This window comes from Franconibacter daqui (genome assembly GCF_014644275.1).
Lineage (GTDB): Bacteria > Pseudomonadota > Gammaproteobacteria > Enterobacterales > Enterobacteriaceae > Franconibacter > Franconibacter pulveris.
The window spans coordinates 55,927-82,313 of sequence record NZ_BMKJ01000003.1; the positions used below are offsets into that span (position 1 = coordinate 55,927).

6 protein-coding genes are annotated in these 26,387 nt (G+C 48.7%); all 6 read left to right on the forward strand.

The window, feature by feature from the left end; translation table 11 throughout:
• The first annotated feature begins 138 nt into the window (after window positions 1–138).
• The 6 genes from IEX01_RS12585 to IEX01_RS12610 all read left to right on the forward strand — a co-directional run bounded on the left by IEX01_RS12585 (window position 139) and on the right by IEX01_RS12610 (window position 26,287).
• The gene (locus IEX01_RS12585; protein ID WP_188723968.1) at window positions 139–3,498 is read left to right on the forward strand and encodes an STY4851/ECs_5259 family protein; all 3,360 of its coding nucleotides are present in this window, start codon (window positions 139–141) and stop codon (window positions 3,496–3,498) included.
• A complete protein-coding gene (locus IEX01_RS12590; protein ID WP_188723969.1) occupies window positions 3,498–9,824 on the forward strand; it encodes a motility-regulating DEAH-box RNA helicase in 6,327 nt (2,108 codons plus the stop codon). Before IEX01_RS12585 ends, IEX01_RS12590 begins: the two co-directional genes overlap by 1 nt.
• Before the next feature lie 224 nt (window positions 9,825–10,048).
• The gene (locus tag IEX01_RS12595; RefSeq protein ID WP_188723970.1) at window positions 10,049–12,907 is read left to right on the forward strand and encodes a DEAD/DEAH box helicase; all 2,859 of its coding nucleotides are present in this window, start codon (window positions 10,049–10,051) and stop codon (window positions 12,905–12,907) included.
• Window positions 12,908–12,909: 2 nt separating this feature from the next.
• A complete protein-coding gene (locus IEX01_RS12600; RefSeq protein ID WP_188723971.1) occupies window positions 12,910–17,832 on the forward strand; it encodes a DNA methyltransferase family protein in 4,923 nt (1,640 codons plus the stop codon).
• On the forward strand, window positions 17,832–24,173 hold the full coding sequence (locus tag IEX01_RS12605; RefSeq protein ID WP_188723972.1) for a DEAD/DEAH box helicase family protein: 6,342 nt from the start codon (window positions 17,832–17,834) through the stop codon (window positions 24,171–24,173). The genes IEX01_RS12600 and IEX01_RS12605 overlap by 1 nt, the downstream gene beginning before the upstream one ends.
• Window positions 24,170–26,287 (forward strand): ATP-dependent helicase, encoded by a 2,118-nt coding sequence (locus IEX01_RS12610; protein ID WP_188723973.1) that lies wholly within the window; start codon window positions 24,170–24,172, stop codon window positions 26,285–26,287. Before IEX01_RS12605 ends, IEX01_RS12610 begins: the two co-directional genes overlap by 4 nt.
• Window positions 26,288–26,387 lie beyond the last annotated feature (100 nt).

Genomic DNA, 26,387 nt, shown 5'->3' on the forward strand with positions numbered 1-26,387 from the left:
TTAAGCCAGTGAATCTTCGTTGATTGTATCAACTTTCGCCAAGATATACATGATTTCTATCATATTTGGTTGGTCTCAGGCGTTGAGCTTTCCTGCAATCATAGTAATCTGTTACTAATTGTATCAATCGAAGGCAGGTTGCTTGTGAAAACTCCAGTTAACCCACTTTTGCGATGGCTCAATGTGTTTTTTAGCAGTCGTTCATTACCCGGAGCTGATGGGAGAGCGCTGTATGCTTACCGTTGTAATGATGCAGAGTATGAAAGTATGGCTGCTCTTCTTCGTGCCCATGCTCCACGTAACTATCCCAAAACCATTTTCATTTCTTACAGTGATGTTTTGTTCAGCATATACGCCGCTGAGTTTATCCGCCGTAACCATACTGCAGGACATCCAAGATGGGACGTTATTTTAGAATCGATTGGCTGGAAGGTACCTTACGCACATCGGCAAAAGCTGGTAAATGATGGGATTCGTTACTGGAAAAGAAAGGTGAGAAGCCTGGGTCAAGCATCGGGTTATCTGCATACTCTGGCTTGCGAAGGCGGTTTGCCCATCCGAATGATTGAAAATGAAAGTGGCTATTTAATAACCTATTTCAGACGAATTTATCAGGCACTACGTGGGCAATCGTCAAGGCGTCCTGCGGAGATAATCGCACAAGAACTGGGCGACACTATTCCTGTGACAATGCAAAATGAACTCGTCTATGAAATAGCTGGTGAATTTTGCGAGACACTTCATACGTTACTCAATGAGCATACCACTCATGGTCAGGACCCCGTTTCCTCACTACGCAAACAATATCCTGACTGGCATCTTCAACTTCCGTTGGTACTCCCGGAAGAGAATGCCTCAGAGATTGTAAGACGACTACTTTCTCAATCTTCAGAGCCCCGTATATCAAGCAATGTGCTGGTTGAAAGGATATGGATTGATGTTGATGACAGTTGGTATTGCGATGCCCGGTTTCGATTTCCGGCCACAATGCGTACTGAACAGTTAATATCCCTGTTTGAATGCAATATTCAGCCGGAACAGACACGACTCATCATTTCTGCAAAATGGAGAAATGGTGGTGCCCGGTTAGCAATGCTAAGCCGTTATGAACAGCAAGATTGGCGAGTAGAGTTATTACCCTTCGCTATGCAAAAACTCTCTGGGGCAGATGCGATGACCGAAATCTCGTTGTCGCTCCATGAAGGGCCGATTCTGGTAGGTCACGTAATTCCCAAAGGGGGTTATGAGCTTACTGAAGATTTACCATGGGTTTTTGAAGCGATGAATGAGAGCGAGTCACAGTTAAAACTTGTTGGCATGGGCTCTGTTAGCTCCAGGCAAAACTCTCTTTTTATTTCGCTACCGACAAATAGTCATTTGGATATTAGTGGAGAAGGGGAGTTTGATATCCCGAGGTTGCTGAAAAATAGTGAACGGAGCTTAACTAAAATAAGCGGAGTATTCAGCGTTGTTTTACATGATGGCGCAGTTTGTACGATTCGCACGCAGCAACTTTATGATTCTGCGATTGAGTATTATATAAAACCGACAGAGATCGATCTGGTAAAATCTGATTATCCTGTCCATCGTGCCTGGCCAAAGATCGGCTGGAAAAAGGATATGCAGCATGGCATTGTCCCAGAGAACGAACTTTTTTGGCGATCCATTCGTTCAGGTAACAACTCCTGGTTTTCTGTCGCATCAGTAATGCCGAAAGGGCAGATAGAAGTCAGGCGAATAGTCAATGGTGAAGTTTTATTTAGCGGTAAAGTTGTGATTTTGCCAGCAGATTTCGATATTCAAATTATTCCCGAGACTGCTCAGCAAGGCGTTATTGTACTCTCTGGTATAACGGATGCAAGAGTTGATAAATATTCAAACAATGAAAAGGTAACACTTAAATCAGATTATTTGCAAAACGAGTGTGTTATTGATTGTAATTCATCACAGATGCTAGAGAGCACCATCAATTTACGAGTATCCTGGAAAGATGGTTCTAATTTTAAATTATTATTACCTAAGCCCGTTAGCGGTGGACGGTTTGTAAGTAATGATGGTTCTGTTCATTTTGGCGGTGTTGCATCTATAGCACATTTGCATGGCGTGGACGCTGAGCTGTTAACAATATGTTGTGCCGGGAAAGGATATCTTAATATCGAGTTGTTGGATGAAAACCCGATGTCTGAAAAATTTCATTATTTACATGCGGATATTCCATTGCTATCTGGCCGTAATGAAAAGTTGCAACAAATTTCACTTTATGAGAATTATAATCTGCTGAGCGCCATGCTTGCATGTGCATGGAAAAATGATAGTACATTACGTGTTGATTTTTACTCTGACAGATTTGGTAAGGACAAAACGACACTCAATATTAAACGCTACGATGGCTGTTTTATTGAGAGCGATGAAAGATTGCTGGTTGATATAAAAGATTCTATTGTTTTACCTTACCATAAAATAGACGACATGGTTATTGAAGCCGTTTCTCTTATTACTCCTGACTTATGCACAGTCCTGCTGAACAAAGATGAGTCTGGTTATGATTTCTCGATGTTGAATATTCAAGGTGGCCCATGGCTAATTGTGGGTAAAATTGATGATGCAATTCGTATTGCACCAGTGATTAAATGGATGTTACCAACATTACAGACAGATGATTTATTTCTAAATGCTATATGCAACACAGAGCCAGAACAACGTAAGGAATATTATAATGCTCTGTTTTTGGAAGTGAAGAATAATCCTTTGCAAAACTCTTGTTCTTTGTTGGTTGAATACATTAAAAAATACAAGTTGAATAATAACTTGCCTTTACTTGAACTGGATTTATTTAGAGAGATTTCGAGTAATTATTGCGTGGTTGTTCAGTTGCTAATATCGGCATGTCTTTCTGGGGATAGTGATACTATTTATGATATACAGGAGGAATTGCCCTTCTCATGGGGGTGGATTCCTGTTTCGATATGGAAAGACGTCTTTGAACAGTGTTGGTATTCTCTAGAAAATCAGATTAATGATAAAGCGTTTGCATTAAATATACTACAGCCATTTATTGCATTTATAAATCATCGAGCGCATATCGATCGCCGATTAGTTCCCATCGCTAATATGTTGCTAACACATAGTGAAATATTACCTGTAGGTTGCACTGTATTGCCATCGGTAAGCCGTGAGCGGTTTAATGATGCCAAACAGATGCTATTAAGAAACCCAGATAGTTTTGGACGTGTCACTATTTTTCCTAAAGAGCTTTGGGATAGTGCTATTGCTCCAGATCTTAAATCTTTTTTTAATAAATTTTGGATCGAAAACACTTATCACACTCGTTTTGAAAAACGGTTTAATTTGATGTTAGTCGCGGCGCTGCTCTCCCAAAGAAACAATAAACTTATGCATCAGCTAACTGCGCTTTTTGAATTTCACTATCAGCAAGCCCCGCAGCAATTGGGGGTTATTTATCAGTATTATTTTGAACAAGCAGGAGTATGTCATTGATGAACGTTCAGCAACTGCATTATGCGCCACTTCTAAATCAGCTTCATCAGCGTGCGGTGAGGTCGGTGGCAAGTCAGCTGGCATTGCGGAGCAAGTCGTTGAGTCAATATCTGGAATCTCAATATTTCCAGCCTCCAGGTCAGGGGGGATCACTGCTTGCAGATCCGGTATTTGAAAGCACGTTTGGCTGGATGCCTGCGGATGAAACAATGGAGGATTTGCGTGACAAACTGATATCCAGCCCGCTAGTTGATGCATTGAGCAATGCGCCAGTGCCGTTTCGTCATCAGCTAACTGCGTGGCGAACGATTCTTGAAGACAAGCAGTCCCTATTAGTGAGCAGTGGTACAGGGTCAGGAAAAACAGAATGTTTTATGGTGCCGGTGCTGGAAGATCTTATTCGTCAGCAAAATTTGACCCGACAGTCACTAACAGGGACGCAGGCTATTTTCTTGTATCCGTTGAATGCGTTAATAAATAGCCAGCAGGAGCGGCTTCGCGAGTTGACTCGCGGGTTTAAAGGAAAAATACGTTTCGCACTATATAATGGCGAAACACGGCATACCAAATTTGAAGTTCAGGAAGACCAGCTCAAAGCACCTGAACAGGCATTGAGTCGGGAAGCCATTTATGAAGCCCCACCATCCATCATGGTGACGAATACCACGATGCTGGAATATATGCTGATTCGTCGCAAAGATGCCCCTATCATTGAAAAGTCCCAGGGAATGCTGAAGTATATCGTTCTTGATGAGGCTCACAGTTATATTGGCTCTCAGGCAGCTGAGTTGGCGCTGCTTTTACGTCGCGTCATGCAGGCCTTCAATGTTGGACCTGGTACAGATAAACCTGTGCAAATCATTGCAACTTCGGCCACCATTGGTGAAGATTCTCCTGAAGGTAATAAAGAACTTGCTAAATTTGTTGCCGATCTCGCGGGCGTCACAGAACGTGATGTAAAAGTAGTTCGCGGCTATAGACAAATACCGTCGATATCGGAGTCGCTTATTCGTCATGAATATCCCACTTCTTTAGCATCGCTTAACTCACTGAGTTCTCAGGAACTTTACCAACAGCTTTGTCATTATCGGGTGGCCCAGCAATTGCGTCAGGCGTTAACTCGCCCTGGATGCCAGGCGGTACGTTTGAGAGAACTGCTCAATGTTGCCAGAAGAACCTGGCCAGACATTAATCACCGTGAGCTGTTGCAGCTTCTCGATCTGATGGCGAAATCGCGAGAGGGTGAATCTAAATTTTCACTAGCTTTTATACCATTACGTATGCATGGGTTTATCCGAACACTCGCGGGCCTATGGGCATGTTCAAATAAACAATGCGCACATAAAGCGAGTGAATTAGGTGAGAGTGACTGGCCATTTGGTCAGGTATGGTTTGAACAACGCCAATATTGCGACTGCGGTGCGCCTGTGTTTGAAGTTTTACGTTGCTCAGGGTGCGGTTCAGCTTATTTGTCTGCCAAAGAGGAAGTGCGCGGTGATGGAACGAACTGGTTGGTGGCGCAACCTGCTGCTGCCGAAGAGGATGAATTTGCTCTTGATCTCGATGTTTATTCTGAAGATGAAGATAACAACGAATTAGAAAATAACTCCCAATTTGATCGTCTTATAGCGAGCGATGGTGAAAAATATATCATTTCACTGGAGGAAGCGACGGCGGGTAAAATCGACCGCGAGGCGCAAAAGCACTATGAGTTAAATCTGATAAGACCTGAATCTCGAGGTGAGGGACGCAATAATTCCTTTGCTTGTGTTTGTTGTGGTGACACCCAACGGAAAAATAATCCTTTGTTCCGTCCGCTTCGACTCGGTGCGCCCTTTTTTTTAAATGAAATTATTCCTACTCTGCTTGAATTTTCGCCTTTACCGCAAACAAGAGAAGAGCAGTTAGGACCGTTTAATGGTCGACGCTTGCTCACCTTTACGGATTCACGTCAGGGAACCGCCCGTATCTCTGCCCGATTACAGCAGGACGCAGATAAAGCTACGTTACGAACCCTTTGTTATCAGGAACTGGCAAATATTAATGAGCCATCAGTAAAGCTCAGTCCGTCACATTGTGCATTGTTAGAGAGTTTTATTAGCCAGTTTTCTATCCCTCCTTTAAAAAATTCCATCGACGCACTGAGAAAAGCGATGGTTTCGAATGAGAAGCTTAGCCCTGCAGATGTTCAGGCGCTTAGAATTATCGAGCCGATGGTTAGTTCCTTAAGTCAGGAACATGCTGAAGCGATGCAAATACTCCTCGTCAATTCAGGCAATCAGCAGAAGAAAACCATGTCGTGGCAAACTCTGTCTGAACAACTTGTTGGCAGTGTGGACCTTGCGGACAGAATGAGAGGCAGTTTTAAAGACTTGTCTGGACTTGAGCTTACTAAACAACAGTTTGCTGATTTTTGTTTATACAGTGAGTTTGGTCGCCGCCCTAAAAATGCCTGGACCCTCGAAAGTCTGGGGCTGGTGGCCATTTACTATCCATTCATTGATAAAGTCAAAACCTGCCCGCAGGACTGGAAAACATTATTACCCGACCCCGATAAGCAATTACCGGAATGGCGTAATTTATTGAAGATTACCCTTGATTTCTTTATCCGTGAAAACAGTGCCGTTTTTTACGAAAACGAGGAGTACCCTCGCTGGATGGGGGCACGTTTTCCGGTAAAAATGCTGCAGGGACCAGATAAAAAATACAAAGGGCAGAAACGTGATCAACTTTGGCCACAAATACGCGATCGCCATTATAACCGGGTAATTAAGCTTTTAATTGCCGTCTTTCCGGCAATACAGCCTGAGCAGGCTCACTGGAAAGCGTTGGTTAATTACTTAATGATTGAAGTCTGGGAAGCTATTCGACCATGTCTGCGTCAGTTTGAATCTGGTTATCAACTGGACATTAAACAACAAGCTGAATTTTACAGTCCAAAGCAAGTCTGGCGTTGCCCCTATACTCGCCGTGCGTTAGATGTCACTTTATTGGGTTATTCTCCGTATTTACCAGGTAGCAAAGAGATAGCACCTGAAAAAGCTGTAGTGATTGAAATGCCCGAGCTTCCTGTGCGTCACTGGCGTTTATCCGGTGGTGGAGAAATGGCGCGAGAAGAGCGCCTGCACTGGTTGGAAAGTAATGAGCTAATTCAACATGCTCGGGAGGAGGGGGTATGGTCAACTCGCAGCGATAGATTGGCCCTGAAAGATAACTGGTATCGTCTGGAGGAACACTCAGCGCAGAGAACACCTGAGAAGAACCAGCTCAATGAAAAACAATTTAAAGCAGGGAAAGTCAATGTGTTGAACTGTTCCACGACCATGGAAATGGGTGTGGATATTGGCGGTATGAGTTTGGTTGCAATGAACAACGTCCCTCCAGCCCCGGCAAATTATCTGCAGCGTGCTGGCCGCGCGGGGCGTCGTGGTGAGAGTGCATCTGCCGCCATTACGTTATGTAAAAACACCGCGCATGGAATGGAGGTATTCAAAGACCCCCTCTGGGCATTCAACACCGTTGCGAGTGCCCCACGGGTTCGTTTTGGTAGCAGTAGTATTGTTCAGCGGCATGTTAACGCATTGGTTTTAGGTGCGTTTTTACGAGCTGAAGTTCCTGATGCGACAAAACTGAGTTGTAAATGGTTCTTTGAAGGTGATGATAGCCAGTGTCTTCGTTTTCTCCATTGGTTAAATCATCAGGCCGATCAGCTGGCGGATAAACTTAAACGCCTTACCCAGGGAACTGTTCTGATGTCATTGACGCCGACACAGCTCTTGACTCGTACGCAAACGATGATGCAGCTGGTTGATACTCGTTGGAGAAGCCAACTTGCCATACTGTTGGAAAACATCGAAGCGTTGAAAGCAGATAACAGCGCGTGGGAAGAAACGCCAGCAGGTAAAGCAATCACTTATCAGCTTCGTGATTATCGCGGTGCTTATCTGTTTTCTAAACTCATCAGTGAAGCGTTCCTGCCGGGTCATGGTTTCCCGGTTGGCGTGGTCAATTTCAATTATCTGACCGCGGATGAACTGGAAAAACGTCGCGCAATAAAAGCCACTCAGGCTGACCCTAATGAAGGGGGAGAAAACTTTTCTCGCCGCATTGAAAAACTGCCCAGCCGTGACCTGCCCACAGCATTACGTGAATATGCTCCTGGTGCTGATGTGGTATTGGGCGGAAAAGTGTATCGTTCCTCGGGTATTATGCTTGGTAAAGTACTTGCCAGCGGGCAGGAGCTGTCTGGCGATCATCATATTCCGTGGTTTTGGCATTGCCGTAAATGCGGCGCGGGAGCGACCAGCGCCACCCGCCCTATCGAATGTAGTCATTGCAAGGCAGATCTACAGCCGCTTGATGTGAAGCGGTATTTACAGCCTGTCGGTTTTGCGACAGACATTCGTTATCAGGCACATAATGATGTATCCATGCCTGCGCAACTTCCCTGGAAAGATCCTCGTGTTCTTGTACCTTCTTCGGTGTGGGTCTCCTTACCCGATGCTGGACTCGGGCGTTACCGTTTTAGTCATAGCGGGGAATTGTTCCACTTCAGTGAGGGGGAATTTGGTCATGGCTACGCAATTTGTCTTTCCTGTGGCCGGGCAGAATCTCAAACCCAGCCCCAGCGTACTCCGGAGAATCTAAAGAACCCGGAGAAGGAAAATACACACTACCTGTTGAGAGGTGGTAGTAATGATCGGCAGGGGAACAATAAATTGTGCCACGGTCATGTTCATAAAGATCTGTGGTTGGGATATAGCAGCCGTACAGATATGGTTGAGCTGCAACTCAGTGATGATAGTGGCTTATTGATCAGGGATGATGTTGCCGCGCGTTCCCTTGCGGTTGCTTTGCGTGAAGGATTAGCGCATAAATTGGGTATCGAAAATACTGAGCTGGGCGTGACGACGCAGCAAGCGCGCGATATCGATGGCTTCACTGGATATTCTATCTTTATTTACGATAATAATGCTGGTGGTGCGGGTTATGCAGTGCAATTGATCGATAATTGGTCGGATGTCTTTAATTACGCCAGAAAATTGCTCGATTGCAGCTGTGATAAATTCTGTCACCACTGCTTGCTCAGCTACGACAGTCAGCATTATGTCGGTAAATTAGATCGTCACCAGGCATTAACCCTGCTCACTAATCTTCGTCTACAGCGGCTTAATCTCGCGCCAGAATATCAGTACTTCGGGGAAAGTAGTCGGGTTGAAACCAACCCACTCAGTTTGCGTATTGTGCAATGCCTGAACAGCGAGGTTTATGATTCTTGCTCGTTGGTTCTTGCTGGGTCGCAGGAACAGTGGAGTTTTGCGCAATGGCCATTATTTAAAGAGTTACTCCAGTTTGCTTCCTCTGGGGGCAATGTTGAGTTGCTGATTGCCACGCAGCTGGAAAACTTAGCTGATAGCACCAGACATCAGCTTTCCGCGCTAGCGGCGATACCGGGTGAACGCTTGCAAGTGAAATCTATAGCCACTGCGCAACTTGTGCAAGGGAAAGGGCACTTACTGGCACAGGTCACTCGTGAGGGGCAAACCCAACAGTGGGCCGCTGCCGACAGTGCCACCGTTTCGCCCGGTGAATTATGGGGACAAAGTTCAGCATCGCCGGTAGTGACGATTAAAGGGGCGTCCAGAAAAACATTCTCGGGTCAGACTTTGAGTGCAGAAGACTTACTGCCAGCATTGCCCGCCGGGGCGGTACGCATCAATCTCAGCCAACAACTTGACGGTCAGGTGGAAGGTTTCGGTTCGCGTTTCTGGGAACTGATAGCTCAGCAGCATGCTGGCTGGAAGAAGGTTTTTGCTAATCGACGCGAAATTACTCACGTCCATTATAGTGATCGTTATCTCAATAGCCCGTTTACTGTACGTTTGTTAGGTGAAATTTTGACGGAACTGGTTGAACAGGGGCTGGCAGAACGCGCCGAACTCACTGTTTCAGTTAAAAAGTTAGAGTACAGTTCTCGCCAACACGATTCACTCTATAACGCATGGCTTGATGAGCAGGATCGCCAGCAAGTTATGACCACGTTGCTGGAAGAGGGCTACCTTGGGCCAGCCTGGTCAGGGAAAATCTCATGGTTAGCAGGAGATAATCAGAACACCGATCACGGACGTGAACTGACCGTGACCTTCAGCGATGGCAGTGAACATTATGTGTTGCTCGATATGGGACTAAGTTACTGGCGTTGTACGGGTGACACATTTTTCGATTTTTCAGGACGAATACCGAATCAGGTCGAGCGCCTGGCAACATGCCGGGCATTGGTTATAGCCCCGGATAATGGATTGAAGAGTTATATCATCGCAGGCTAAACGAATTCTCCCCCACCGACTCATGGTGGGGGAGTTGACCCGGCTCACTTTTTAACTATCGCTGTTTGAAATTTATGCGTTATTTCTGCGTATTACATTCCATTTTATCCCCCTTGACGCCACCCTTCATGTTATCTTTAAAGCCCTCTTTTTTATCGCAGTGTGCAGCGACATATCGCTCGGGATAGTGTTATCACCACTGCCTCATTCAGACAGAAAAACCGATGAATAAGCAAAATTATGCACCTGGAATGCGGGTGGTTATTCGTGATGCAGAGTGGCGCATTCGCCGGGCGGATGACAGCGGAGATGGTGGCAACCTGCTGACCTGTGATGGTATTTCGGAGCTTGTGCGCGGTAAAGAAGGGCTATTTCTGACAAAGCTGGAACAAAAAGTCGATATTCTCGATCCTGCAAAAACAAATCTGATGGAAGATGAGTCAGCCAATTACCAGGCGGCTCAGTTGTACATAGAGAGCCAACTGCGCCAACGCGTCCCGACTGACAGCAAAGTCCATTTTGGACATCAGGCTGCGATGGACTCCATGCCATTTCAGCTCGATCCCACGCGCATGGCGCTGGCGCAGCCGCGCCAGCGGATATTAATTGCTGATGCGGTAGGGCTGGGTAAAACGCTTGAAGCCGGTATCCTGGTTTCAGAGCTGATTCGTCGTGGACGTGGCAAACGCATTCTGGTGCTGGCGGTTAAATCCATGCTCACGCAATTCCAGAAAGAGTTCTGGAGCCGTTTTGCTATTCCGTTGACGCGGCTTGACTCCGCTGGTTTACAAAAGGTGCGTAACCGCATCCCAACCAACCACAATCCGTTCCATTATTTCGATAAGACCATTATCTCCATCGATACCCTGAAACAGGACATCGAATATCGCCATCACCTGGAAAACGCCTGGTGGGATATTATTGTTATCGATGAAGCGCATAATGTTGCTGAACGTGGGACCAGCTCTTTGCGCAGCAAACTGGCAAAATTGCTCGCCGGGCGCAGCGATACGCTGATTATGCTTTCAGCTACGCCGCATGACGGTAAGGCTGAAAGTTTTGCCAGCCTGATGAACATGCTCGACCCGACGGCCATTGCCAATCCGAAAGAGTATGAATACGCCGATTTTGCCGATAAAAATCTGGTTGTGCGTCGCTTCAAAAAAGACGTAAAAGATCAGATGGCTGGCGAGTTTCCGGAACGTAATATCGTCAAATTGATGCGCCCGGCAACCGGAGCTGAAGAGGAAGCCTACCGCCGATTGGTTGAGAGTCAGTTCCGTGACGATGATGATGAAGACTCGCGGTCAAATAAAGGCCGCCTGTTCAAAATTACGCTCGAAAAAGCGTTGTTCTCCAGTCCAATGGCATGTGCCAGCGTGGTGGCTAACCGCCTGAAGCGGCTTGAGAACCGCAAAGAAATAAACAGTCAGAGCCAGATTAACGAATTAGAGTCACTGCTGCTGGCGCTCAATAATATTGATGCCAGCCAGTTCAGCAAGTATCAATTGTTGCTGGAGACCATCCGTAACGATCTCCGCTGGAAAGCGAATAACACGGAAGATCGTCTGGTGATCTTTACCGAGAGTATCAAAACGCTCGAGTTCCTTGAGCAGCAATTGCGCTCCGATCTCAAGCTGAAAGACGATCAAGTTGCCACGTTGCGAGGCGATCAGGGCGATACAGTTCTCATGGAGACCGTCGAAGCGTTTGGTAAAACCCAGTCTCCGCTTCGCCTGCTCATCTGTTCGGATGTCGCGTCTGAAGGTATCAACCTGCACCACCTCAGCCATAAAATGATTCACTTCGATATTCCGTGGTCGCTGATGGTATTCCAGCAGCGTAACGGACGTATTGACCGCTACGGGCAAAAACACCAGCCACAGATCCGTTACTTGCTGACTGAAGCCTGTGAACCGCAGATCAACGGCGATATGCGCGTGCTGGAAGTGCTGATCAATAAAGACGAACAGGCGCAGAAGAATATCGGAGACAGCTCCGAATTTACCGGCAAATTTACCCAGGAAGAGGAAGAAGAGCAGGTTGCTGAATTCATGATGCAAGACGATGGTGCCAGCCTGTTCGATGATCTGTTGAATAGCAATGTCACTGAAAATTCTGAACACGACCTGTTTGGCGAAATCTGTAGCGCAGTGTCCAGCGATGCTTCGACCGTGACCGAAAGCGACATTAGTCTGTTTGATAATGAGCAGGCATACTGCGAAAAAGCGCTGGGCTATCTGAAGGCCTGCGGCCAGACCGTGCAATACGATACCTTGCCTGATAACACCTTATCGCTGGTCGCACCGGAGGAGTTACGTCGTCGCTTTAACCAGTTACCGCCAGAAATCGTGCCGGAAAACTGGCAGCTTTATCTAAGTCAGGACAAAACGGTTATCGCAGAGGCCATTTCGCGTGCGCGTGGTGAACAACACGCCTGGCCCGATGTGCAGTATCTCTGGCAAATTAACCCGGTCGTGCAATGGTTAGACGACAAAATTCAGTCCGCCTTTGGTCGCCACCAGGCTCCGGTGATGCGCCTGCCGCACCTGTTTGAGCCTGATGAAGATCATTTCATCCTTTCCGGGTTGTTCCCGAACCGTAAGTCGCACCCGATGGTGAACCCGTGGCTGGTGGTGAGCTTTAACCGCGAAACGTTAAGCGGTAGCCTGCCTTTTGCTGAGTTCCTGAAACGACATCCGCAACTGAGAAGCAAACTGACTAACAGTGGCGGTAAAGATCGTAACCACCAGCGCCAGCAGGATCTGCTGGAAGCGGCAATCGTACATGCGCGGGATGTGTTTGTTCACGATCGAAATGCTTTTGAGGAGCATATCAATCAGCAGCTCAATGAGCATCTGCAAAAGCTGGACGTTCTGCGTGGGCGTCAGCTGAATCAACTGGAGCTGGATTTTGCCGATAATAAACAGCAGCTTTCAGTGAAACAGAGTCGCAAAGAACAACGTCAGCGCGAAATCGAACACAATTTTGACAGCTACATACAATGGATTGAGGACACCATGACCACCGAAAAAGAGCCCTACATCCAGGTTATTGCTGTAATCACCGGAGCGGAGGGCTAATCATGGCGCTGGTCGGTATTAATAACGAAAACGAGTTTTACTCTAACCACTATCTGGGCGAAGTCTTTACCAGCGATATTCGCGATGTACTGGAACCCTGGATTGAGCAGGAAAATGCCGCTCGCGAAGCTGAACGCGCAGCCCGTGAACAGGGCAAAGAGGTTGAGGCGGGCTACCGCGCACCGTGGAACCAGCTTAACAGCCTGGCGACAGAGTTTTTCCGTAAACTCACTGAACATGAAAAACAGCGCCAGATCCCGCTGCGTCTAGCCGATCAGCGCAGTCGCTGGCAGCCGCTGTTAAAGGCATTGGGTTATGAACTCAATCCGCACATTCAGATGCTGGATGACGATACGCCTTTGCCGGTACTGGCTCGTTACAACAGTACCGACGGCAGCCCGTGGCTGTGGATTGTTGAAGCACATGATCAGGATGAAGGAACGCTGGATCCGCTGGCGCTGTCGCTACTGACCGCGCAGTTCCCGGCAGATACCGATAAACATAAGCGCGACAGCCTGCGTAAAAAAGCGAACGGCGAATACCGCAGCTGGCAGGATCTGCTCTCCACGGTGGTCTTTACACAAAATGAACCGCCGCGTTTTGTGCTGCTGCTCGGTAACCGCCAGCTGTTATTGCTGGATCGTACTAAGTGGGCGCAAAACCGTCTGCTGCGCTTTGACTTTGAAGAAATTTTAAGTCGTCGCGAGATAGATACCCTGAAAGCGACGTCGGTGTTGCTACACAAAGATTCGCTGTTGCCAGGCAGCGGTGCGCCGTACCTCGATTCGCTGGATGACAATTCGCACAAACATGCGTTTGGCGTGTCGGAAGATCTGAAATATGCCCTGCGTGAGAGCATTGAGCTGTTGGGTAATGAAGCGATGCGTTATCTCATCAACAACGAGCTGGCTTATTACACCGGGAAACGAGCTATTAACCCGGATGAGTTGAGCCGCGAATGCCTGCGGTATATGTATCGCCTGTTATTCCTGTTCTATATCGAAGCGCGCCCGGAACTGGGCTATGCGCCGATGACCGCCAAAACCTATCTGCAGGGATACAGCCTGGAAACGCTGCGCGATCTGGAGATGATCCCGCTGACCAGCGAAGAAGATCGCAACGGGCGCTACTTTCACGATAGCCTGAATATGCTGTTCAAACTGGTGCGTGACGGCTACAGCGGCGGCGTGAAAATGCAGGGCGACCTGGAGAGCGGCGACCGGATCACTATTCATAGCCATCAGTTCAGCGTACCGCGCCTTGAAAGCCATCTGTTTGAAGCGAATAACACCCGTATTCTTAACCGTGTGGTGTTCCGCAACGAAACCCTGCAACAAATTATTCAGGCGATGTCGTTAAGCCGACCGGGTAAAGGACGTTTTAATCGCCGGGGGCGTATCTCCTATCGCCAATTGGGTATCAACCAGTTAGGTGCAGTGTATGAAGCGCTGCTCTCCTACCGCGGATTCTTCGCCAGCGACGATCTCTACGAGGTGAAAAAAGCCGGAGAAGAGTTTAACGAGCTGGAGACGGGCTATTTCGTCAGCAAAGACGAGATCGGCAAATACAATGAAGACGAGAAGGTTTACGAAAAAGACGGCAGCCTGCGTATTCACCGTAAAGGCAGTTTTATCTATCGCATGGCCGGGCGCGACCGCGAAAAATCCGCTTCTTACTACACTCCAGAAGTGCTGACCCGCTCGTTAGTCAAGTATGCCCTGAAAGAGCTGTTTAATGAGCAAATTGATCCGATTACCGATCCGCACGCCAAAGCCGACGCCATATTAAACCTCACCGTGTGCGAACCAGCGATGGGCAGCGCGGCATTCCTTAACGAAGCCATCAATCAGCTCGCGGAAGCTTACCTGTTCCACAAACAGCAGGCGGAAGGTCGCCGCATTCCTCAGGATCGCTACACCCAGGAGCTGCAACGTGTGAAGATGTACATTGCCGACAACAACGTATTCGGCGTGGACTTAAACCCGGTGGCGGTGGAGCTGGCGGAAGTGTCGCTGTGGCTGAACGCCATCAGCGGCGATGCATTTGTGCCGTGGTTTGGCTACCAGCTGCACTGCGGCAACTCGCTGGTGGGGGCACGCCGTCAGGTGTTCAACAAGAGCGAGCTGACCTACAAAAAAGCGAAAGATCCGAGCTGGCTTAACAGCGAACCGGCCGAGCTGGCGATGAATACGCCGCGCGAAGAGAAGCAGATTTTCCACTTCCTGCTGCCGGATAGCGGCATGGCCAACTACAGCGACAAAACCGTCAAACAGCGCTATCCGGATGATTTCAAAGCGCTGGACAGCTGGCGCAAAGAGTTTACCAAAAGTTTTGCACCGCATGAGATTGCTGATGTGCAGCGCATTAGCGGCAAAGTGGAAGCGCTCTGGAACACATTTCGTCAGCAGCTGAAAGCCGAGCGCCAGAAAACCGCCGACAATTACCCGGTATGGCCTGCGGAAAATACGGCTCAAGTCCGCTCTTCTTTAAGCAGCAAAGATGAAACCTTCAGCGGTCGCCTCGAAGATAACAGTACCTATCAGAAACTGCGCTGGGTGATGGACTACTGGTGCGCGCTGTGGTTCTGGCCGATCGACAAAGCGGATGAACTGCCGGACCGCGGTATGTGGCTGATGGAGATGGAGACGCTGATCGACGGTATTGTCGTCACGGAAAGAGTCACTGAAGTTGCAGAGCAGGCCACCGGCAATCTGTTTGCCGACGAGGATATTGTTCGTGAAGAATCTTCGCTGTTTTCCGGTGCAGGCCGCCTGAAAACTGAAGTATTGTTCCGTCATTTGCCGCGTCTGGCGATTGTTGATGCGCTGAAGAAGCAGCACCGTTTCTTCCATTGGGATCTGGAATTCTGCGATCTGTTCGCCGAGCGTGGCGGCTTTGACCTGATGCTCGGAAACCCGCCGTGGTTGAAAGTGGAATGGCAGGAAGCCGGCGTGCTGGGCGACTACGAGCCGGAGTTTATGCTGCGTAAGCTGAGCGCCTCGAAGCTGGCGATGTTGCGTGTTGATACCTTTAATCAGATTCCGGCGCTGGAAGCGGCCTGGCGCAGCGAGTATGAAGGTTGTGAAGGGATGCAAAACTTCCTGAATGCGCAGCAGAACTACCCGGTACTGCGTGGTGTGCAGACTAACCTGTATAAATGCTTCCTGCCGCAGGCATGGCGTTTAGGATCGCAGAATGGCGTGGCAGGTTTCCTGCACCCGGAAGGGATTTATGACGATCCGAAAGGTGGGCAACTGCGTGCGTCGGTATATCCGAGGCTGAGGGCGCATTTTCAATTTCAGAATGAGTTAAATTTGTTTGTTGAAGTTGATCACCATGCGAAGTTCAGCAGCAATATTTATTCTGCTAGCCCTGGCTCTGTGGGATTTGAACACATATCTAATTTGTATGCTCCGCAAACTATTGATGCATGTTTTGAACATTCTGGTAGTGGGGACATTCCCGGTCTCAAAGACGAGATTGAGAGCGAGGGAAAATTAAAAGTTGTATGGAACACATCTGGCCACCGTTCTCGGCTGATAAATATCGCCACTCATGAGCTAGAATTATTTGCTCGTCTTTATGACAGCAAAGGAACGCCAGCCTGGCAGGCTCGTTTGCCAGCTTTACACGCAGAACAACTTGTTGCTGTACTGGAAAAGTTTGCTAATCAGCCGAAGAGATTGGGTGATTTACAGGGGCAATATTTATCCCTGGAAATGTGGCATGAAACAAACCAGCAGAAAGACGGCACTATTGAACGTAAGACGCAGTTCCCTGAGGATGCATCACAATGGGTATTGTCTGGCCCGCACTTCTTTGTTGGAACACCGTTCTACAAGACGCCACGAGAAAACTGTACGTTAAACAGCGATTATGACTGCCTGGACCTGCTAACTTTGCCCGACGATTACCTGCCGCGTACTAACTATATTCCGGCATGTGATGTGCAGGAGTATGCCAAACGTACCCCACGCGTTACATGGACTGACCCGGGTGAAGATGAACCGAGAAAGGTGACGGATTATTATCGTTTTGTTAACAGGAGAATGTTTGGTGGGTCTTCTGAGAGATCTTTTATCTCTACAATTCTTCCCAAGGGATTTGCAAACATCAACACATGTGTCGCGACAGCGTTTGAGTCAACTAATATTCTGGTTAATTTCACCGGCCTTTCACATTCAATTGTTTATGATTTCATTTTGAAATCAACTGGAAAATCAGATCTGTATGGTGCGCAACTCGGTGGGTTCGTTTATACAGAAATATTTGGTGTAAAAATAAGGACCTTATTATTAAATGCTCTTTCAAGTGAATACGCCGAGCTCTGGCAATCCTGCTATACCCCAGATTTCAACACTCAGCGCTGGAGCCGCAATCTCCCACAACTACCCCAAGATTTCTTCGCCAACCTGACCCCAGAGTGGCAGCGTAACTGCGCTTTACGCTCCGACTACAGTCGCCGTCAGGCGCTGGTGGAAATCGACGTGCTGGTGGCACAGGCACTGGGTTTAACCCTCGAAGAACTGCTTACTATCTATCGCGTTCAGTTCCCGGTCATGCGCCAGTATGAAGCCGATACCTGGTACGATCAAAACGGCCGCATTATCTTTACCCCAAGTAAAGGCCTGGTGGGCGTTGGCCTGCCGCGTACCGCGCGTAAAGCGGACCTGAAAAATGGTTTTGTCTTTAACGTCGGCAGCCCAGACTGGACCGGCGGCGACTGTACCGATCAAGCCATCGGCTGGGATGATGTCAAGCATCTGCAAACCGGTACCGTCAGCGTCACTTTTGATGACTATACCCGCAGCGACGAAGGCGAGCGCCGAACCGTCACCTGGCAGGCACCTTTTATCAAACCTGACCGTGAAGACGACTATAAAGTCGCCTGGTCATTCTTTGTACAAGATAAGGAGAGCGCCTGATGCTGCCTTCCGTTGTCAGTCAGCAGGTTGCCGACAGCGTTGCCTCCTTTTTACGGGCAGCCTTCCCGCTTAACAGCCCGCTGTTTAATGGTGAAGAAAATAATAACGTCTCGATGCTGGAGCAATTTCTGGCCCAGCCGGAAACGTTGCTGAAAGGACCGTATCTTTCCGCTCAGCTGCCGTTTCGTAAAAGTGATTTATCCCTGAACTTCTTCCCTAACCTGACGCTGCCATTCCCACCGCACGCGCATCAGGCGCAGGCGTTTCAGCGCCTGGGTATCGAGACGCCTCAGCCGACGCTGGTGGCGACCGGTACGGGTTCCGGTAAAACGGAATGTTTTATGTTCCCGCTGCTTAACCATTGTGCTGGGGCATCAGAGGCCGGTGTTAAAGCGATCATCATCTACCCGATGAACGCCCTGGCAACCGATCAGGCCAGCCGTTTCGCCAAAACCATCGCCAGCGATCCGCAACTGCATGGCAAAGTGACCGTCGGCCTGTTTGTTGGCGACAGTGAAATCGAACCCAGCAAAAAGATGTCTGCGGATAAAGTCATCACCTGCAAACATACCCTGCGTGAGAACCCGCCGGATATCCTGCTAACCAACTATAAGATGCTGGATTACCTGCTGATGCGCCCCGGCGATCAGAAGCTCTGGCGCTATAACCAGCCTGGGTCACTGCGTTATCTGGTGGTGGATGAACTGCATACGTTTGATGGTGCGCAGGGGTCGGATTTGGCCTGTCTGGTGCGTCGCTTAAAGCATCATATTGGTGTCGATGACAAGCGTTTTGCCTGTGTGGGGACGTCGGCTACCGTAGGTGACGAACTGGGACAACTACTCGATTATGCGAAAACGATCTTTGATCAGCCGTTTAGCGATGACGCGGTTATTCGCGAAGATCGCTACACGGCGGCGGAATATCTGCAAGGTTATACCATCGAGTACAGTCAGTATCCGGGCCAGGATGTCAGCGCTGCGCTGGATCCGCAAACGTACGCCAGCCCGGTAGATTATCTGAACGGACAAATTCCACTATGGTTTCCGGATAGTTCACTGCAATTACCTGCCGATCTGGACAGCGATCTCGGACGTGAAAAGCGTATTGAGTTGGGCTCATTGTTACGTCGCCACAGCATCCTGCACGTACTCCTTGAGGATTTGCAGGGGGGAATTTTGTCGGAACAGCAGTGCCTGGAAAATCTCCAGGTGATGCTGGCGGAAAGCGCCGGGCATGCAACCCGCGTGCTGCAAAGCATTTTGGCACTAATTGCCCAGGCACGCCTGGAGGTTCCAGAAAAACAGGAAGATCGGGAAAAGCGCCTACAGGTGAACAAAGCGCGGCCCGTACTGCCTTTTGTGCAACTACGTTCTCAGCTGTGGTTGCGCGAGATGCGCCGCCTGGTTGCCAGCGTGTCAAAAACACCTGAGCTTGTTTTTGCTGATGATGTCGCGGTGGAAGATCGCGAACATTATCTTCCCGTTATTCACTGTCGTGACTGCCATGCTACCGGGTGGGCGAGCCTGCGCCATGGTCAGAGCGTTCAACTCGAAACTGATCTGGACGGTATTTATCGTCAGTTCTTCGAAAAAGGCCGTTCTATTGTATTGGCCTTCCCGGATAACAACGATAAACCTGTCAGCGGTGTTCACCAGAAGCTGTGCCCTTCCTGTTTAAAGCTCAATAAGCAATCTAACGTGCAGTGCGGGCATTGTGGCCATACTGGTCTGCTACAAGTACTTATCCCGGATATGCACAAAGAGCGTAAGGATGAGCTGGAATTTGCCAACGAATGCCCGTACTGCAACAGCAAACAGGGTATTTCGATTCTTGGGTCACAGGCAGCCAGCCTGTCGGCGGTGATGATCCATCAGCTTTATGGCAGCCAGTTCAACGAACATAAAAAACTGATTACGTTTTCTGACTCGGTACAGGATGCCGCACACCGCGCCAGTTTCTTTACCGCCCGAACCTGGCCGTTGATGGTACGCGGACAAATCGCCAGCGTGTTGGGTGAAAAAGAAACGTTACCGTTGGATGCCTTTGCGGCACGTGTCTGCCAGCAGACGCGTGAACGTTCACCGGATGATGCTCATTTTGCCGCGAGCTTCATCGCGCCCAACATGCAGTGGATGAACGATTACCAGACGTTGAAGAACGAAGGCCAGCTGGCAGAGAGTTCCGATTTACCGGAGCTGGTTTCTCTTCGTCTCGACTGGGAGGTATACAGCGAATTTACCCTACGCGCACGAATTGGACGTACGCTGGAGGCCACCGGTTACGCAGCTGCAGGAATTGATGTTGCACGTTTCAATTCAGCGATAACGGCGCTTCACCAACAGCTTGTCGAAGAGCTGGGTGATGAAATGGTTGGGGTCAGCGTTGAGCAGGTGGCACACCTGGTGATTGGCGTTCTTTGGCATCAGCGGCAGGCGGGAGCTGTTCTGCATCCGGCTTTCGAAAGTTATCGTCGTGAGGGCAAGACCTTTATGATGACGCAGAAGGAGCGAACTTCACGCTATATGCCATCTATTGGTCCGAAAACGCGTAAACCGGCCTATGCCTCGTTTGAAAAAATAAATGGCTTCCATCGCCTGATTGGTGCGAAATCCAACCCCAGCTGGTATCAGCATTGGATCAACCGAACGCTCAGCAACGGCAATAATCTGTTTATCAGCAGCCTGGCCGAGACGGTTTTACGACGTCTGTTTGCGACACTAAAAATGGCCGGGTTGGTAAAAGACTTTGACACAAAAGGCAAAGAAGCTTGGGGGCTAGTACCTTCAGCGCTGGTAGTGAGCCGAGATGTTGTTCAGCTAAACTGCTCTTGCTGTCGTGAGGTTGTTCGGGCACCGGCCGATCAGGGGTGGCACTGGCGAAACGCTCCATGTCTTTCTCTGCGCTGTGAAGGCCGCTATCAGGAAACTGAAAATACAGTGACATGGCACTGGGATAATATGGACATCGCTCGTGTTCAGGGGGCAGAGCATACCGGATTACTGAGCCGTGAAGATCGTGAGGCTACGGAACAATCGTTCTACCGCGGTAATCAGCCATGGAATATAAACCTGCTTTCGGCAACACCGACGCTGGAGATGGGTATCGATGTGGGTGACCTTTCTACGGTATTACTCTGTTCTGTTCCACCCGCGCAGGCTAATTACTTACAGCGTATTGGTCGTGCCGGGCGTAAAGACGGCAATGCACTTAACATCACGGTGGCTGAGGGGAACCCGCACGATCAGTTCTTCTTTGAAGAGCCTCTGGAGATGATGCAAGGGCAGGTACAGGCCCCTGGTGTGTTCCTGAACGCAACGGCTATCCTGGAGCGTCAGCTGGCCGCATTCTGCATGGACAACTGGGTGAAAACCGGCGTCCCGGCATCTGCTATCAGCAAAAACGTGAAGCAGATGCTGGACGAGCTGGAGTTTGGACACAAGTCTGGGTTCCCTTATAACTTCCTGCGTTATGTTGAACAACATCATGCGGATATTGCTCAGCAGTTCTCGTCCATCTTCCCGGATCTTACGGAAGACACTCGTCTACAGTTACTGTCATATTTGCAAGGGGCATCAGGGCAGCGTTCTCTGGTTCAACGTATCGAACAAGCATTAAAACTGCTGGTGGAAGATCGCAAATCGTTGCGTTCCCGGATTGATAAACTCAAGCGCAGTATCGACAAGCTGGAGAGCGATCCGCACGATCAAAACTTTGACAGCGATATGCGCGAGTTGACTTCGGAACGTCAGGCGCTGATGGCCCTGGTGAACCAGATCAATAACAAGCAAACGCTTAATTTCCTCACCGATGAAGGATTACTTCCCAACTATGCCTTCCCGGAGGCCGGTATTACGCTGCGTTCTGTGCTGTGGCGGCGTAAAGACGGTAGGGAGACGCGTGAGTATCAGAACACGACCTACGAATACGAACGTCCGGCATCAACGGCGCTGGCTGAACTGGCCCCGTTGAATAACTTCTATGCGGGCGGGCATAAAGTTGAAATCGAACAGATTGATCTTAAATTGTCTGAGCCTGAAAACTGGCGTATTTGCAGCCACTGTAACTACAGCGAGAATATCGATCAGACCGGCGATCAGCATAAATACTGCCCTAAATGCGGCACACCAGGTTGGGCTGATGCCGGACAAAAAACGACGTTACTGAAGCTTCGCCAGGTTTATGCCCGCTCAAGCGCCCGGGACAGCCAGATCAGTGATGAGAGCGATAGCCGAGAACCGGCATTCTTCCAGCGACAGCTGCTGGTCAGCTTCGAAAAAGAGGATGTATCGGCCGCTTATGCCATTGATGAAGGAGAAATCCCGTTTGGCTTTGAGTTTTTGAGCAAAGTGACTCTGCGAGATATCAACTTTGGCAAAATGGCGGATGATGCCAATGAACTGATGATCGCAGGAGAGGCAAAGAAACGCACCGGGTTTAAAGTTTGCCTCGGCTGCGGCATGGTGCAGCGCCCTCGCGATCATGAACCTCGTCATGACCTGAGCTGTAAATATCGCGCTGAACCCGAAAAAGCGAAGTTTGAAGATTATCTCTACCTTTATCGCCAACTGGAATCTGAGGCATTGCGTATCCTGCTGCCAGTGACCAGCTACAGCAACGATCGCGTGGTGGAAGCCTCCCTGGGTGCAGCCATTCAGCTTGGGCTTAAACATTACTTCAAAGGTAACGTGGATCATCTGAAAGGCGTGGTGTATCGCGAGCCGGAAAATGAGGGCGAATCCTGGCGTCAGTATCTGGTGATTTACGACACCGTACCAGGGGGGACTGGCTCACTCAAAGAATTGATGCGTACACCTGACAACCTTCTGAAATTACTTGAGCTGGCCTACAAGGCGCTAGTGGAATGCAGCTGCAACCATGATACGCATAAAGACGGCTGCTATCGCTGTGTTTACGCTTACCGTGACCGCGGGCGTATGAAGTATGTATCAAGAGATCAGGCGCGTCTCTTACTGGCGAAAATCCTGAAGGCCAGTGCTGCTATACGCGTTATTGATTCCATCAAAAACATTTCGCTTGATGCCATGATGGGGAGTGAACTGGAAAAACGGTTCATTCACTGCCTGCAGGATAACAAAAATCTTCTCGTGAGCCGGAGTTATGCCCATCAGAATGCAGGCTGGATTATTAATACCCGTACAGAACCGGCGATGAGCTGGCATCTCAAAGCACAGATTGATTTAGGGGTTAAAGAAGGGGTTGGCATCCTTAGCCGACCAGATTATGTGCTCTACCCTCTGATGCAGTCAGAAAAGATAAAACCGGTAGCAATTTTCCTGGATGGTTTTGCTTTTCATAAAGATAGCGTGTCGGATGATGTCCAAAAACGGCAGGCGATTAAAGACAGCGGTAATTTTTGGGTATGGACACTGACCTGGGCTGACCTTCAAGAACAAGGCATTAAACATGTACAGAATGTTATGGGGCTTGGCCATAATCCGGATATGAAACAGCCTAAGTTTTATAACCTGTTCCATGATACAAACTTTGCTACGCTTGAAGGTTCATTCCGGGAGAGAAACAGTTTTGCACTGCTACTCGATTATCTCTCTGATCCCGGTAATAAAACTATGCTATGGCAGAAAATGGCCGCTGCCTTTGCCTGGGTGTGGCTGGATCCTAAAAAGTCGCAGGATACTGGAGCCAAACAAAAGTACGCCTATGAAATGCAGGAGAACGCTCCCGCTTATCGGTTGAATGCACTTTTGCCTGATGAACCTTTTGTATTTGGTGGTTTACTGGATAGCTGTAGTTCATCACAACAGTTCATTGAGCTGGCAGCTGTTGTACCGCAAAAAGCCATTAAATCAACGACAAGCATTGAACAAATGCGAAATTGGTTGAGGCTGCATATTTGCTTTGACGATCGTTATTCCCAGGATGATGGCTATGAAGCCGGATTTAACGGTTTCTGGTGGATGGTGAATTTACTGCAGTTCCTGCCAGATATGACATTTACCAGCCGTAAAGCGGTTCATTTACCGCAGGAGGCTGAAACGGTAAAAATGCAGACTTCGGTTGTAGTGGATATTCAGCCTGACGAGAGCTGGGCAGAAATACTTGAGTTTGGCTTATTGGGCGCAGAAGAAATCGCTTTGCTTCAGTCGTTATCACTACCGGCACCGACGGTTGGATATGAATTGCAGGATGACGATGGCGAAATTATTGCAGAAGCCGATCTCGCCTGGCCATTACAAAAGCAAGCCTTGATTATTGATAATCAGGAGTTTACTGCTTTATTCGCAAGTAAGGGTTGGCACGTTGCATTCGGGCCAATTGACGAAAATACATTGCAGCATCTGTCCGGAGGTGACAAATGACGATTCCAACGCCAAAGGTGGCACTTTCTGATGGTTTTCTGGGGGCTTTTGCGCGGATTCCTAAAGCGCAGCAAAAAAAGGTCCAGGAATTCATCTCTAAGTTCCGCCAGGATCCGACGAGTAATGGGCTGAACTACGAAAAGATCCACGATGCACGCAGCAATAATGTGCATTCCGTGCGTATAGACCAAACCTACCGGGGGATCGTCCTGAAACCTGAGCAGGGTGCTCTGTATATGCTGATGTGGGTGGATAAGCACGACGAAGCCTACGACTGGGCGCGGCGACACGAATGTGCGATTCACCCGGTAACCGGTGCGATTCAGGTGATTGATACCAGCTATATCAAACCTACCCCCGAGCCGACTGTTGTTGATAAACCCAAACTCTTTGCTGCGTATACGGCAGAGCAGATCCTCGCGCTGGGTGTTCCTCCTGTGTTTATTGAGCAGGTGATGGCTCTTGTGGATACCACAGGGCTGAATCAGCTGGAAAGCGTGATGCCTGCAGAAGCCTGGGAGCCCCTACACTGGCTGGCAGAAGGTCTGGATTACCAGGAAGTGCTGGAGGAGTTTAACGATCACCGTGATGAGCCTGTTGATACCAACGACTTTATTGAGGCAATTGAGAGAAGTAAACGTCGTTTCCATGTCGTTGAAAATGAACAGGAGCTACTGCAAATGCTCAATGCGCCACTGGAAAAATGGCGTGTATTCCTGCACCCGAGCCAGCGAAAACTGGTGGAGTCTCCGGCAAATGGTCCGGTGCGAGTATTAGGTGGTGCAGGTACGGGTAAAACAGTTGTTGCGATGCATCGTGCACGTTGGTTATCCCAACGCCTGGCCGATAAACCCGGTAAAAAAGTTCTGTTCACAACCTTCACCCGTAACCTAGCGGCGGATATTCGCGCCAACCTCCAGCGTTTGTGTAGCCGTGAGGAGATGGCGCGTATTGAAGTTGTTAACATTGATGCCTGGATGAGCGAGCAGCTTAAACGCCATGGATATGATTTCCGCGTGGTCTATGACAGCGATGAAGGGCGACGTAAATGCTGGAACTATGCCTTGCAGCAAGTCCCTGCTGAATTGGGATTACCGGATAACTTTTATTCTGAAGAGTGGCAACGTGTTGTTCAGCCGAATGCGGTTTACAGCCGTGAAGAATATCTGAAGGTGAGCCGTATTGGTCGTGGCACGGCGTTATCCCGTATTCAGCGTGCGAAAATCTGGCCTGTGTTCGAAGAGTTCCGGGCACAAATGGCGCGAGCCAAACTGCGAGAGATGGGTGATGCCATGCATGAGGCTATCATTCTGTTTAAAGAAAAACAGGTGCAATTGCCTTATAGCAGTATCGTAGTCGATGAAGCTCAGGATATAGGCGCACCGGCTTTTACCCTTATTCGTAGCCTGGTTCCTGAGTCTCCTAACGATCTCTTTATCGTGGGTGATGGACATCAGCGTATTTACCGCAATAAAGTCGTGCTCGGTCAGTGTGGGATTAATGTTCGTGGGCGTCGTAGTAAAAAACTGAAAATTAACTACCGGACTACAGAAGAGACGCGACAGTTTGCTGTCGGGTTATTAACCGGGGTTAAGGTTGACAACCTTGATGGTGAAACTGATTCCTGCAACGATTATTTATCATTGCTTCATGGTGAAAAACCCATGATTACTCATGCTTCAGATTTTAAGGAAGAGGCTGAGACGATTATCAAGCAAATTCAGGCGTTGTTAGCCAATGATGTCCGTTCCCAGGATATCTGCATTACTTCCCGCACGAGGCATACGAATGAGCGCTATGCGTCAGCTCTGAATGAAGCGGGAATTGAAACTTTTAATTTAGGGAATGATAGTGGCGACAGTGATCAACGGGCCGGTGTTCGCATTGCAACAATGCACCGCATTAAAGGGCTAGAGTTCCAGTATGTGTTCCTTGCGGGTATCAACGATGGCGTCGTGCCGGAAGTGAAAGCCATATCCTCTGACGATCCTGTTGAACAACGTGATGCATTATTTAATGAACGTGCGCTACTCCATGTTGCAGCAACCCGTGCGGTAAAAGGGCTGTTTGTTTCTTCGTACGGCGTACCAAGTACATTATTAACAGCGGAGTAATATTTTTTTGTATGGGCTATGAGGGGTAAACTTTCCTGGCCCGCATATCAATTCTTATGCGATCAGCTATTCTTAATAGTTTTTTTAGTTACTTTAACCT